The sequence below is a fragment of the Terrabacter sp. Soil811 genome (genome assembly GCF_001429655.1).
Lineage (GTDB): Bacteria > Actinomycetota > Actinomycetes > Actinomycetales > Dermatophilaceae > Terrabacter.
Genome location: NZ_LMSX01000001.1, coordinates 189,451 through 201,496 on the forward strand (window position 1 = coordinate 189,451; position 12,046 = coordinate 201,496).

Here is a 12,046-nt window from a genome sequence, read left to right on the forward strand (position 1 = left end):
CTTGGCAATCATGAGAGACGTCGGAGCACCCGCGAGTCCACGGCTAGGGCGTCCGCTCTTCGGCATGCGGACGGGACCTACCCACAGCTGTTGATCCGATCCTCGCGCATAGATGGACGCCTACACGTGGGCCCACAAGCTCGTGCCCGCCGTGTCGAGCGACCTCGTCATGGACTGCTTCGAGCTGGCCCGCGACATCCGCACCCTCGACATGCGGGCGGCGCGTGCGGATCGAGACCGCCGAGGGAAAGGCGGAGTATGCCGCCGCGCAGCGCGGCTTCTCAGTCCGCGGTCAGGCGCTGCGCACCCGCCTCGTCGACGCCATCGACGTCGTCACCTCAGCCGAGACCGCGCGCCGGCCCTGACCGGGGAGCAGGGGTGGCGCGTGGGAGGTGTAGGTGTGCCCGGTCGGGGTGGTGATGCGCACCGTGTGGGGTGCGCCGGGTTGTCGGGTGAGGATGGTCGCGGCGGTGAAGCCGGGGAGCTGTTTGGTGTGGTTGCAGCGCACGCAGAGGCCCTGGCCGTTGGTGTCGTTGGTGGGTCCGCCATCCGCATGGTCGTGGATGTGGTCGAGGTGTCGGGCAGGGGCATCGCACCAGGGGGTGCGGCAGATGCCGGTGTCGCGGGTCAGGAGGTAGCGCCGCAGTCCTGCCTCGAAGGTGCGGCGGGTGGAGTCCATCGCGACGAGGGTGCCGGTGGCCGGGTGGGTGTAGAGCCGCCGCAGCCACACCGTCGCGGGGGCTGAGCGTTCGTTCACCGGGTCACTGGACCGGGTGAGCAGCGTGCGGGCCCAGACGGCAGGGACGGTGCGTAGCCGGGGATCTGCGCGGGCGTGGTGTTGCCGGCGAGCAGGGCCCGGTCGGTCATGACGAGCTGGACCTCGACGGGGACCGCGTCGGCGGCAGTCTGCCCGGTGAGCCGGGTGACGAACGTGTCGGCCATGACCTGGCCCTTGCCCCGCTCGTCGCCGCCGGCGCGGGCGGTATCGGCGGCCGCAGTGAGGGCGGCGTGCGCGGCAACGGCCTGCGCGACGGGGAGCAGAGCGGTGACGTAGGCCATCGTGTCAGGGGCGGGGCGGATCGTGACCCGCCGCTCGGCCTTCGCCTTCGCCGCCCGGGCCACGACCGAGGCAGCGTCGACGCGGTACGCGGCGGCGCGGACCCGACGGGCGAGCTCGCGGTCGCCCAGGGCACCGACCTGCTCGCCGACGTCCCGGGCGTCACCGGCGTCACCCACTGGCCCGACGACCTCGGCGTCGACGAGGGTGCGCTGCTCGCTCGTCAGGGTCGCGGTCTCGGTGATGATGATCTGCGCGCGCCACTCGCTGACCTCACCCGCCTCAAGCGCGGCCAGCGTGTGCGGCATCTCCGTGGTCAGGGCGAGCGCCAGCCGCACGTGCTGCGCGTCGCGGACGGGTGACTCGCGCCGGGCCAGGGCGACCTGCGCCGCGACCCCCGTCAGACCCGACGAACCTCGCCTGCGCGACCGGGTCGATGGCTGCCCGGTCGCCGCACCCTCGTCGTCGACCGACGCGGCGCGGGCCTGCCCCCGCGCGGCGCGCCACCCGTCGAAGTGCCCGGCGTCGGAGCACTCCCGCGCCCGGTCGAGCCAGGCCTGTGCGACCTGCGCCTGGGACTCGACGAGGGCCGCTGTCACCCGCACCTGGGCCGCCCCCACCGCGGACTTGACACGCTCGAGGACCGCGAGCTGGTCGACCCGCTCCTGGTCCGAGTCACCGTCGGACCCGACTCGCGACAGCGCCGACACGAGAGCCTCCAGGCCCTCCGCCGTCACCATCGCCACACCTTCGAACACGTGTTCTGCATATCTGCTTAGGTGAAGTCCGGTATGCCGGTTTCTGGCTTGAGCAGGCCCTTCAGCGGGTGCGGGTCGGTGTCGACGGCTTGCTCGAGCAGCCGATAGAAGAGCAGTCCTCGTGACTTCGCGTTGCGGCGGTTGAACCGGAAGGTGTACTCGTCGAGGTAGTAGGGCAGGTGTGCCTCCTCGACGCGGAAGTGCAGGGTGCCGATCAGCCAGCGCTTGAGCAGTGAGGCCACCAGGTGCACTCCGGGCAGCACGCTGGCCTTGTCGGGCGCGGAGTAGCCGAGGGTGAACTCGTGGGTGTAGCCGAGGTCGGCGAGCCGGCGCAGGGTGCGGGCGCCGTCGGTGCGGATCGTTGATCCGGGCTCGATGACCCGGGTGGCGAAGTCGACCAGCTCGGTGGTTCCGGGCTGGGTGGCGACGCCGAGCCGGACTCGGCCCAGGCGGCGGGTTTCGTTGTGTTCTATGGCGATCATGACCGCGACCTTGTCGCCGTAGCCGCCCGTCCGGCCGCGGGTGACGCCGCCGATCATCGTCTCGTCGAGCTCCACGATCCCGGACAGCTTGTCCCGCTCCGGGCGGACCATCGCCCGGCGCAGCTTGTGCATCCAGGCCCACGCCGTCTCGTAGGAGCCGAACCCGAGGAGCCGTTGCAGGCCGAGTGCGGACATCCCGTTCTTCTGCGAGGTCAGGAACCAGATCGCCGCGAACCAGGTCGACAACGGCGTCCGCGTCCGGTCGAAGATCGTTCCCGCGGTGACCGACGTGCGCCGCCCGCAGGCCCGGCACATCCACAGCCCGGCACCGGTGCGCCAGAACTCAGTGGCTTCGCACTTCGGGCACACGAATCCGTCGGGCCAGCGCAGTCCGGCCAGGTAGTCCAGGCAGGACTGGTCGTCCGGGAACCACTCCAGCAGCTGCTGGTAGGTGGACGGGTAGTCCACTTCCCGAACCGGATTCGCGGTCATCCACAGATCCTACTTCACCCAAGCAGATATGCAGAACACGTGTTCGATTCTACCCGCGTCGCACGTTCCCGACTAGACCTGTCCACAGCCGATTCGGCTCGCGCAGAGCGAAATCCGCGTCAGTCGGAGTCGTCGACGTAGAGGCAGAACGGATGGCCGGCAGGGTCGAGCAGCACCCGCACGTCCTGCTGGGGCTGGAGCTCAGCGAGCTCCGCCCCGACCTCGACGGCGTATGCCACGGCCGCGTCGAGATCGTCCACCTCGAGGTCGAGGTGGAGCATCATGATCGGCTTCCCCGGCTCACTGGGCCAGACCGGTCGCACGTAGTTCGGCTCGGTCTGGAACGAGAGGTTGTAGCCGTGGGTCTCCGAGGGTGCGAGCGTCGCCCAGCCCGGGGTGTCCTTGTAGAGCGTCCAGCCGAGCAGGCGCTCGTAGAAGTGCGCCAGGGCGGACGCGTCGGGAGCGTCGAGCACGACGCCGAACCAGTGCTTCGTCGTTCGTAACGGCATCGCACCAGCATGCCAAGACCGGGTGTCGGGCAGGGGCGTGGAGAAAAAGTCATGTGCGGCGTATCAGGCGCGACCGCGCGTGCTCTGAAGGGTGTCGGCGAAGGTCCAGGCACGCGCGTCGACGATCTCCACCCTTTCAGGGGGTCGTGCTGGGCGGGGCCTGGACCGCCCAGCACTTACGACGTCCGGAGCGCCTGGCCTGAGCCCGCGAGACCCCGGACGATGACGGCGAGTCCGACCTCGAAGGCCTTGGCCTCGGCCGTCGCGTCCGGCGCCGGCAGGTCGGGGTCGACCGATGCCGCGAGTGCTCGATCCTGCTGCCCCGCGACGGATCCCAGGATGTGGTGCACGACGAGTGCCGCCACCTCGTCGCGCTCGGACGCTGGTGCGCCGGTGTCGTGGACGAGCCGGGCGAGCTCGCGGAGCGCCCGCGCGGCACCCGGCTCGACGGCATACGCGAGCCCGACCACGTCGGCAGCATCCGGCACCTGCACGAGCGCGTCGCGGACGTCGACGGCCAGGCCCACGAGCGCCTCGGCCGGCGGGCGGTCGCCCGTCGGCAGTGGGATCTCGGCGAGGAGCACGTCAGCCACCTCGACGAGCAGCTCCTGCTTGTTCGCCACGTGCCAGTAGAGGGCGCCGGGCGCGACGCCGAGCTCGCGGGCGAGACGACGCATCGACAGGTCACCGAGCCCGTAGCGCCGCAGCAGGTCGACGGCGGTCGCCACGACCTGCTCCCGACTGAGTGCCACACGCTCCCCTGCCCTCGGCATGCGGGTCCGGCGGACCCGCGTTGACAGCCGAGCCTAGCGACTCGGCATACTGAACACCGTTCAAGTTGAACACCGTTCAACGCCGCGCGCAAGGAGCCCGCATGACCCGCCGATTCGACGATCTCGCCGATGCCGTCCTCGCCGGCACCCCCGCGAGCACCGACGACGCCCTCGACGTCCTGCGCGCCACCGACGAGGAGCTGCTGGCCGTCGTCGCGGCCGCAGCACGCCTGCGCCGCAAGCACTTCGGCAACACCGTCAAGGTCAACTACCTCGTCAACCTCAAGTCGGGCCTCTGCCCCGAGGACTGCCACTACTGCTCCCAGCGACTCGGCTCGCAGGCGGACATCCTCAAGTACACCTGGCTGAAGCCCGACGAGGCCATCGAGCAAGCGGCCGCCGGACTGCGCGGCGGCGCGACCCGGATCTGCATGGTCTCCAGCGGACGCGGCCCCACCGACCGCGACGTCGAGCGCGTGGCCGGGATGGTCGGCGCGCTCAAGCAGGAGCACCCTGACGTCGAGGTCTGCGCCTGCCTCGGGCTGCTCAAGGACGGGCAGGCCGAGCGGCTGCGAGAGGCCGGCGTCGACGCCTACAACCACAACATCAACACGGCCGAGTCGCACCACGACGACATCGTCACGAGCCACACGTACGCGGACCGCGTCGACACCGTGACCAAGGCCAAGGACGCCGGCCTGTCACCGTGCTCGGGCCTCATCGCCGGCCTCGGCGAGACCGACGAGCAGCTCGTCGAGGCCCTCTTCGCCCTCCGCGACCTCGGGTCGGACTCGATCCCCGTCAACTTCCTCATGCCCTTCGACGGCACGCCGCTCGAGGGCACGTGGGAGCTCACGCCCGGACGCTGCCTGCGCATCCTCGCGATGGCGCGGATCGTGAACCCCGACAAGGAGATCCGCATCGCCGGAGGTCGCGAGATGCATCTCCGCTCACTCCAGGGCCTGGCCCTCCACGTCGCCAACTCGATCTTCCTCGGCGACTACCTGACGTCCGAGGGGCAGGCCGCCGAGGCCGACCTCGAGCTGATCCGCGACCACGGCTTCGTCGTCCTCGGCGCCGACGGGCCCACGTCTGTCCCGAGCTGCGTCCCGGTCGCCACGCACGACCCGGCGAAGCGGCGTCGGGGGGCCGGCACGGACCTTCCCGCCAATGCCTGAAGCATCGGGATCGCCGCTCGCCGCCCGTGACCGCGGGCTCGTCTGGCACCCCTATGCCCCGCTCGACGGACCCGAGCCGTATGCCGTCGAGGGCGCCTCGGGCGTGCGGCTGTCCCTCACGGCCCCCGACGGCGAGCAGTTCGAGGTCGTCGACGCGATGGCCTCCTGGTGGTGCGCCGTCCACGGGTACCGCAACCCGGTCCTGGACGCCGCGGCCCACGAGCAGGTCGACCGTTTCAGCCACGTCATGTTCGGCGGACTGACGCACGAGCCCGCGGTCCGGCTCGCCGAGCGCCTCACGACGATGGCCCCCGGCCCGATGGCCCACGTCTTCTTCGCCGACTCCGGCTCGGTCTCGGTCGAGGTCGCCCTCAAGCTGGCCCTGCAGTACCAGGCCGCGCGCGGACGCCCCGACCGCCAGCGTTTCCTCACCGTGCGCGGTGGCTACCACGGTGACACCTTCGCCGCGATGAGCGTGTGCGACCCCGTCGACGGCATGCACTCGGCCTTCCCGGGCGCCCTGGCCCGGCAGGTCTTCGCCCCGAGGCCACCGGCCGCACGCCTCGTCACCACGCCCACCGGTGAGGACCACTGGGAGACGGACCGCTCCGCTCTCGACGTCTGGACAGCCGAGGTGCGCGACCTCGCGCAGACCCACACCGACGAGCTCGCCGCCGTCGTCGTGGAACCGGTCCTCCAGGGGGCCGGCGGCATGCACGTCTACCACCCCGACTGCCTCCGGGTGCTGCGCGAGGTCGCCGACGACCACGGCCTGCTCCTCGTCGTCGACGAGATCGCGACCGGCTTCGGTCGCACTGGTCGCCTCTTCGCCTCGGAGTGGGCCGACGTCGCCCCCGACGTGATCTGCGTCGGCAAGGCTCTGACTGGTGGATACCTCTCTCTCGCAGCGGTGCTCATGACACGCGAGGTCGGCGAAGCGATCACCCGATCGGCGTTCCGAGCCCTCCTGCACGGCCCGACCTTCATGGCCAACCCGCTCGCCTGCGCCGTGGCCAGTGCCTCCGTCGAGCTCGTCGAGGCCACGTGGAAGGACCACGTCCCCCGCGTCGGACGCCTGCTCGCCGAGCACCTCTCTCCCGCGGCGTCACTCCCCCACGTCGCCGACGTGCGCACCCTCGGAGCCGTCGGCGTCGTGCAGCTGACGTCGCCCGTCGACGTCGCCCGCGTCACCCGCGCGGCACTGCGGCGTGGCGTCTGGGTGCGCCCCTTCCGGGACCTCGTCTACACGATGCCGCCCTACGTCTGCACGGATGACGACGTCCGTGTCATCGCCGAAGGGGTCGTCGGCGCCGTTGCAGAGGTCCACGGATGAGCACCTGGGACGCGTGGCTGGCGGAGCGCTCCGACCTGCGGGCCGAGCGCAGCACCGAGCGCTTCGACCCCGTCCTGCGTCTGGGCGGTCCGCGGCGCGGGTCGCGTGACCCGCTCGACCTCGCCTCCAACGACTACCTCGGCCTGTCCCGCGACGACCGTGTCGTGGCGGCCGCCCACGAGGCGCTGGAGCGCTACGGAGCCTCGGCGACGGCGAGCCGGCTCGTCAGCGGCACCCTTCCCGTCCACCGTGATCTCGAGGCCGCCCTGTGCCGCCTCACGGGCCAGGCGAGCGCGCTCGCCTTCTCGACGGGGTATGCCGCCAACCTCGGGGTGCTGACCGCGCTGAGTGGGCGGGGTGCCGAGATCCTTCTCGACGCCCACGCGCACGCCTCCCTCCACGACGCCGCCCGGATGTCCCGGGTCCCCTACGCCACGTTCGCCCACAACGACGCCGCAGCCCTCGACCGCGAGCTCGCAGCGCGGCCCGATCGGCGGGTCCTCGTCGCCGTCGAGTCGATCTACTCCGTCCTCGGCGATGCCGCGCCCCTGCGCGCGCTCGTGGAGGTCTGCCACCGTCACGGCGCGCTGCTCGTCGTCGACGAGGCGCACGGCATCGGGGTGGCCGGTCACGGCCGCGGCCTCGTCCACGAGCTCGGCCTCGTCGGGGCCCGCGACGTCGTCGTGACCCTGACCCTGTCGAAGGCGCTGGGATCCCAGGGCGGTGCGGTGCTCGGCCCGACCACGGTGCGCCACCACCTCGTCAACACCGCGCGCAGCTTCATCTTCGACACGGGACTCGCGCCCGCGTCGGCCGCCGCAGCCTGCGCCGCCGCGGGCCTCGTCGCGGACGAACCGAGCCTGACGGCTGCGGTCCGCGCCAACGCCGGCACCATCGCGGCGATCTGTGGCATCGACCAGGCGGCCGGAGCCGTCCAGTCGCTGCCGATGCCGTCGCCCGAGAGCGCCGTCGCCGCGGCCCTCGACCTGCGCGCCCGGGGTGTCCTCGTCGGCTGCTTCCGGCCACCGAGCGTGCCCGACGGCGTGTCCCGCCTCCGTGTCACGGCCCGTGCCGACCTGTCCGGCGACGACCTCTACGCGGCCGCCCGACTCGTGGCCCGGGCGGCCGCGATTCACGGCGGGGCTCCCGACCCCGCTACCGTCGAGGGGCCACGGGCAGGGGACGCTCCCTCCCCCGTCCGTGGCCTCCCGTCGGTCGCGGCCGTCGAGGGTGTGCAACCACCGGCACCACCCTCGCCACTCGGGTCCATCCCACCGCACGGCGACGATGACTGAGGCGCACCTTCCCCGCGTCGTCCTCGTCACGGGCACCGACACCGACGTGGGCAAGACCGTCGTCACGGCGGCCGTCGTCGCCACGGCACGAGCCGCGGGGCTCAGCGTCACGGCCTACAAACCCACGCAGACCGGGGTGGCACCCGGCGAGCCGGGAGACATGGCCGAGGTGGAGCGCCTGACGGGCGTGGCGGTCGTCGAGGGCGTACGCCTTCGGGCGCCCATGGCGCCGAGGCCGGCGGCCGCGCTCGAGGGCGCCGACCTGCCCACCCTGGCCGACCACGTGGCCCGCGTCGCGGACCTGGCCGTACGCCACGACCTCGTCGTCGTCGAGGGCGCGGGCGGTCTGCTCGTCGAGCTCACCGACGCCGGGGAGACGCTGGCCGACCTCGCGAACGTCCTGCCCGACAGCGGCGTGCTCGTCGTGGCCCGCAGTGCGCTGGGCACCCTCAACCACACCATGTTGACGCGAGAAGCCTTGTTCCACAGAGGAGTCCGGCCACTCGGCATCGTCATCGGCGCGTGGCCCGAGCACCCCGACCTCATCGAGACGACGAACCGCGACTACCTCGGCGCGCTCCCCGAGGGCCTGGTCGGCGCCGTGCCGCTCGGTGCCCCGCGCCACGACGCGGCGACCTTCGCCGCCGACGCTCCCGGCTGGCTGCCGGGGCTTGCTCAGCGCCTCGGGACACCCTGACGCAGCAGACCGTGCACGATGCCGTCGGTGAGGGCACGCCACGACGCGGCGAGGATCGAGCCGGCCACACCGATGGTGTCCCACGACGTCTCTCCGTCGGAGGTCTCGATGAGCACGCGCGTCACGGCGTCGGTGCCGTGCGAGGCGTCGAGGATGCGCACCTTGAAGTCGATGAGCTCGATCTTCTCGATCTCCGGGTAGGCGCGAGCCAGGGCTTCCCGCAGGGCGTGGTCGAGCGCGTTGACGGGACCGTTGCCCTCGCCCGTCGCGATGAGGCGGGCACCGTCGGCGCGCAGCTTGACGGTCGCCTCGGACGTCGCGTCCCCCTCGCCCGAGGAGTCGGTGATGACCCGCCACGACTCGACCTCGAAGTAGTCGGTGCAGCCCGGCTCGAGCGCCTCGCGGAGCATCAGCTCGACGGTCGCGTCTGCGGCGTCGAAGGTCCAGCCGCGCAGCTCGAGGTCCTTGACCTCGGCGAGCACGGCGGCGACGACGTCGGGGCGGTCGGACAGGTCGAGGCCGGCCTCACGGGCCTTGAGCTCGATGCTCGCCCGCCCGGCCATGTCGGAGACGAGGGTGCGCATGCCGTTGCCGACGAGCGACGGGTCCATGTGCTGGTAGAGGTCGGGGTCGACCTTGAGCGCGCTCGCGTGGAGACCGGCCTTGTGCGCGAAGGCGCTGGCGCCCACGTAGGGCTGGCGGCTGTAGGCGGGGACGTTGGTCACCTCGCTGATGGCGTGCGCGATGTGCATGGCCCGGCGGAACGCGTCGGGCTCCATGGCGTCGAGCCCCAGCTTGAACTGGAGGTTGGCGGCGACCGTGAGCAGGTCGGCGTTGCCGGTGCGCTCGCCGTAGCCGTTGACGGTGCCCTGGACGTGGGTCGCCCCGGCCCGGACGGCCGCGACGGAGTTGGCGGCCGCGCAGCCGGTGTCGTTGTGGCAGTGGGCGCCGACGCGGGCGCCGGTCGAGGCGATGACGTCGGCGACGACCTCCTCGACCTGGTGCGGGAGCATGCCCCCGTTGGTGTCGCAGAGCACGACGACCTCGGCGCCGGCCTCGTGCGCGGTGCGCACGACCGAGAGGGCGTAGTCGCGGTCGAGGTGCCAGCCGTCGAAGAAGTGCTCGCAGTCGAGGAAGACGCGGCGACCCTGGCCGACGAGGTGGCCGACCGTGTCGCGGACCATCTCGAGGTTCTCCTCGAGCGTCGTGCGCAGGGCCCGCTCGACGTGGCCGGTGTGGGACTTGGCGACGAGGCACACGACCGACGCCTCGGAGTCGACGAGGGCACGCACGAGGGGGTCCTCCGCCGCGACCCCGCCGGCGCGACGGGTGGCCCCGAAGGCGGCGAGGGTCGCGTGACGCAGGTCGAGCTCGGTGCGGGCCCGCTCGAAGAACTCCGTGTCCTTCGGGTTGGCTCCGGGCCAGCCGCCCTCGATGAAGTCGACCCCGAGATCGTCGAGCAGCCCGGCGATGGCCAGCTTGTCCGACACCGAGAGGTTGAGCCCCTCCTGCTGGGCGCCGTCGCGCAGGGTGGTGTCGTAGACGTGCAGCGCTTCCATGGCCTTCATTGTCCTCGATCTCGGGGGTTCGGCCGACCGCCTGTCCAGGGGCGGGCGACGCGGGTGTGGGAGGCGTCCCGGTCTCTTCTCGTGGTCGCGGCGGCCGGGGTGGTGGCCTACGCGGTGTCTCCCTCGGGGTGGTTCGGGAAACAAAAAGACCCCCCAGGGTTGGGAGGTCTGCGCGACGAGGGGTGCTCGTCGCGCTATTCGATAATGAGGGTGCGGGTGGGCACGGGTCGCTTCATCACACGCTCACGGTAGGGCTCGCGAAACATCCGCGAAACACCGCGTCCGGATCGTGGGACCGCCGTCCCACTCCGCGGTTCGAGGTGATCCCGCCACACGCCCGGGGTCCGACCTCACCTCGACCGGGCGGGACGGCATCCGTCATCGGCTGGTGGAGGCGGCCTCGACGAGGGCCCGGAAGAGGCGCGGGTCCGTGCCGACCTCCGGGTGCCACTGGACCGCGAGCCGGAAGAAGGCGTCCGGGTCCTCCATCGCCTCCAGCGTGCCGTCGTCGGCCCACGCCGAGGCCTCGTAGCCCGGATGGGTCAGGACGGACTGGTGGTGGTAGCTCGGCACGTCGGCCTCGTCGCCGAGGATCTCGGCCAGCCGGGTCCCCGCGACGGTGCGTACTGCGTGGTTGCCGTACGTCGCCGGCGCCGGTGAGTGCTCGTCGTGGCCGACGCGGTCGGGCACGTGCTGCTCGAGCAGCCCACCGGCCGCGACCGCCATGACCTGCATCCCCCGGCAGATGCCGAGGAGCGGCACGTCGGTTCCCGCCGTCGCCCGGGCGATGGCGAGCTCCGTCGAGTCACGGTCGGGACGCGAGGCCTGGACGGAGGCGTGCCGTTCGTCCGCGTAGAGCTCGGGCGCCACGTCGACCCCACCGGCGAGGATGACGCCGTCGAGGCGCGCGACGATCTCGAGCGCCGTCCCGTCGTCGAAGTCCGGGCGCGGCGGGATGACGATCGCGATCCCGCCCGCCTCCTCGACCTGTCGGACGTAGCGGTGCGGCACGAGGGCTCCGGGCACGTCGACCCAGCGACCCCACGACGCGCGTTCGACGTAGGCGGTGATCCCGATGACCGGACGACCCATGACGACCTCCTGCTCCAGCCTCCCACTCGCCTCAGAGCGGCGTGACGTATGCGCCCGAGATGCCGCCGTCGACGAGGAAGGTCGACGCCGTGATGAAGCTGGACTCGTCGGAGGCGAGGAAGAGCACGGCGTTGGCCATCTCCTCCGGCTCGCCGAAACGGCCCATCGGGACGTGGACGAGCCGCCGTGCGGCACGCTCCTCGTCCTTGGCGAAGAGCTCCTGGAGGAGGGGGGTGTTGACCGGACCGGGGCACAGCGCGTTGACGCGGACCCCTTCCCGGGCGAACTGCACGCCGAGCTCACGGGACATCGAGAGCACGCCGCCCTTGCTCGCGCTGTAGGAGATCTGCGACGTCGCCGCGCCCATGACGGCGACGAACGAGGCCGTGTTGATGATCGAGCCCTTGCCCTGCTCGAGCATGTAGGGCAGGGCTGCCTTGCAGCAGAGGTAGACCGACGTGAGGTTGACCTCCTGCACCTTGCGCCAGGCGTCGAGGTCGGTGTCGAGGATGGAGTCGTCCTCGGGCGGGCTGATGCCGGCGTTGTTGAACGCGATGTCGACCGAGCCGTACGTCTCCTTGGCCGTGCGGAAGAGCGCGTCGACGTCCTCCTTGCTCACGACGTCGACCCGCACGAAGGTGCCGCCGACCTCCTCGGCGATGCGGGTGCCGTTCGCCTCGTCGAGGTCGCCGATGACGACCTTCGCGCCCTCCTCGGCGAACCGCCGCACGGTCGCGAGACCGATGCCCGAGCACCCGCCCGTGATGACCGCGACCTTGCCGTCGAGCCTGCCTGCCATGTGGATTCCCTTC

12 protein-coding genes and 1 pseudogene are annotated in these 12,046 nt (G+C 71.8%); 5 read left to right on the top strand and 8 right to left on the bottom strand.

Annotated elements, in window-relative coordinates:
• Nucleotides 1–112: 112 nt before the first annotated feature.
• Nucleotides 113–365, top strand: a pseudogene (locus ASH01_RS23530) (3-methyladenine DNA glycosylase); the annotation flags it as partial.
• Here ASH01_RS23530 and ASH01_RS22785 read toward each other — a convergent pair.
• The 5 genes from ASH01_RS22785 to ASH01_RS00885 form a co-directional block, all read right to left on the bottom strand.
• Nucleotides 293–757, bottom strand: coding sequence for an HNH endonuclease (locus ASH01_RS22785; protein WP_156415357.1), 465 nt, complete (start codon nucleotides 755–757; stop codon nucleotides 293–295). The pseudogene ASH01_RS23530 and the gene ASH01_RS22785 sit on opposite strands and share 73 nt — an antisense overlap.
• Nucleotides 754–1,815, bottom strand: coding sequence for a DUF222 domain-containing protein (locus ASH01_RS00870; RefSeq protein ID WP_156415359.1), 1,062 nt, complete (start codon nucleotides 1,813–1,815; stop codon nucleotides 754–756). The genes ASH01_RS22785 and ASH01_RS00870 overlap by 4 nt, the downstream gene beginning before the upstream one ends.
• Before the next feature lie 17 nt (nucleotides 1,816–1,832).
• Complete coding sequence (locus ASH01_RS00875) at nucleotides 1,833–2,789, bottom strand: IS1595 family transposase (RefSeq protein ID WP_056770199.1); 957 nt, start codon at nucleotides 2,787–2,789, stop codon at nucleotides 1,833–1,835.
• Between the two features lie 119 nt (nucleotides 2,790–2,908).
• Nucleotides 2,909–3,298 carry a VOC family protein gene (locus ASH01_RS00880; RefSeq protein WP_056770203.1) on the bottom strand — a complete coding sequence of 130 codons (390 nt, stop codon included), beginning with the start codon at nucleotides 3,296–3,298 and terminating at the stop codon, nucleotides 2,909–2,911.
• Nucleotides 3,299–3,474: 176 nt separating this feature from the next.
• Entirely contained in the window at nucleotides 3,475–4,050 is a 576-nt protein-coding gene (locus ASH01_RS00885; protein WP_056770206.1) for a TetR family transcriptional regulator, read from the bottom strand.
• 122 nt (nucleotides 4,051–4,172) lie between these two features.
• Here ASH01_RS00885 and bioB point away from each other — a divergent pair, with 122 nt between their 5' ends.
• From bioB to bioD, 4 genes are read left to right on the top strand one after another with little or no spacing between them, the layout of a single operon-like run.
• A complete protein-coding gene (bioB, locus tag ASH01_RS00890) occupies nucleotides 4,173–5,249 on the top strand; it encodes a biotin synthase BioB (protein ID WP_056770210.1) in 1,077 nt (358 codons plus the stop codon).
• Nucleotides 5,242–6,582 carry an adenosylmethionine--8-amino-7-oxononanoate transaminase gene (bioA, locus tag ASH01_RS00895; RefSeq protein WP_056770216.1) on the top strand — a complete coding sequence of 447 codons (1,341 nt, stop codon included), beginning with the start codon at nucleotides 5,242–5,244 and terminating at the stop codon, nucleotides 6,580–6,582. Before bioB ends, bioA begins: the two co-directional genes overlap by 8 nt.
• The gene (locus ASH01_RS00900) at nucleotides 6,579–7,877 is read left to right on the top strand and encodes an 8-amino-7-oxononanoate synthase (RefSeq protein WP_056770219.1); all 1,299 of its coding nucleotides are present in this window, start codon (nucleotides 6,579–6,581) and stop codon (nucleotides 7,875–7,877) included. The genes bioA and ASH01_RS00900 overlap by 4 nt, the downstream gene beginning before the upstream one ends.
• A complete protein-coding gene (bioD, locus tag ASH01_RS00905) occupies nucleotides 7,870–8,574 on the top strand; it encodes a dethiobiotin synthase (RefSeq protein WP_056770222.1) in 705 nt (234 codons plus the stop codon). Before ASH01_RS00900 ends, bioD begins: the two co-directional genes overlap by 8 nt.
• On the opposite strand, the gene cimA is transcribed toward bioD, so the two are convergent.
• From cimA to ASH01_RS00920, 3 genes are all read right to left on the bottom strand, one after another.
• On the bottom strand, nucleotides 8,553–10,133 hold the full coding sequence (gene cimA / locus ASH01_RS00910) for a citramalate synthase (protein WP_056824490.1): 1,581 nt from the start codon (nucleotides 10,131–10,133) through the stop codon (nucleotides 8,553–8,555). The two genes, bioD and cimA, sit on opposite strands and share 22 nt — an antisense overlap.
• Nucleotides 10,134–10,520: 387 nt before the next feature.
• Entirely contained in the window at nucleotides 10,521–11,234 is a 714-nt protein-coding gene (locus tag ASH01_RS00915; protein WP_056770227.1) for a gamma-glutamyl-gamma-aminobutyrate hydrolase family protein, read from the bottom strand.
• A 31-nt stretch (nucleotides 11,235–11,265) separates the two neighbouring features.
• Nucleotides 11,266–12,033 carry a 3-oxoacyl-ACP reductase gene (locus ASH01_RS00920; RefSeq protein ID WP_056770230.1) on the bottom strand — a complete coding sequence of 256 codons (768 nt, stop codon included), beginning with the start codon at nucleotides 12,031–12,033 and terminating at the stop codon, nucleotides 11,266–11,268.
• Nucleotides 12,034–12,046: the final 13 nt, after the last annotated feature.

Bases quoted from the DNA above. Each gene is read 5' to 3' on its own strand.
- ASH01_RS00875 (WP_056770199.1), bottom strand. From the start codon at position 2,789: ATGACCGCGAATCCGGTTCGGGAAGTGGACTACCCGTCCACCTACCAG.
- ASH01_RS00880 (WP_056770203.1), bottom strand. From the start codon at position 3,298: ATGCCGTTACGAACGACGAAGCACTGGTTCGGCGTCGTGCTCGACGCT.
- bioB (WP_056770210.1), top strand. From the start codon at position 4,173: ATGACCCGCCGATTCGACGATCTCGCCGATGCCGTCCTCGCCGGCACC.
- bioA (WP_056770216.1), top strand. From the start codon at position 5,242: ATGCCTGAAGCATCGGGATCGCCGCTCGCCGCCCGTGACCGCGGGCTC.
- ASH01_RS00900 (WP_056770219.1), top strand. From the start codon at position 6,579: ATGAGCACCTGGGACGCGTGGCTGGCGGAGCGCTCCGACCTGCGGGCC.
- bioD (WP_056770222.1), top strand. From the start codon at position 7,870: ATGACTGAGGCGCACCTTCCCCGCGTCGTCCTCGTCACGGGCACCGAC.
- cimA (WP_056824490.1), bottom strand. From the start codon at position 10,133: ATGGAAGCGCTGCACGTCTACGACACCACCCTGCGCGACGGCGCCCAG.
- ASH01_RS00915 (WP_056770227.1), bottom strand. From the start codon at position 11,234: ATGGGTCGTCCGGTCATCGGGATCACCGCCTACGTCGAACGCGCGTCG.
- ASH01_RS00920 (WP_056770230.1), bottom strand. From the start codon at position 12,033: ATGGCAGGCAGGCTCGACGGCAAGGTCGCGGTCATCACGGGCGGGTGC.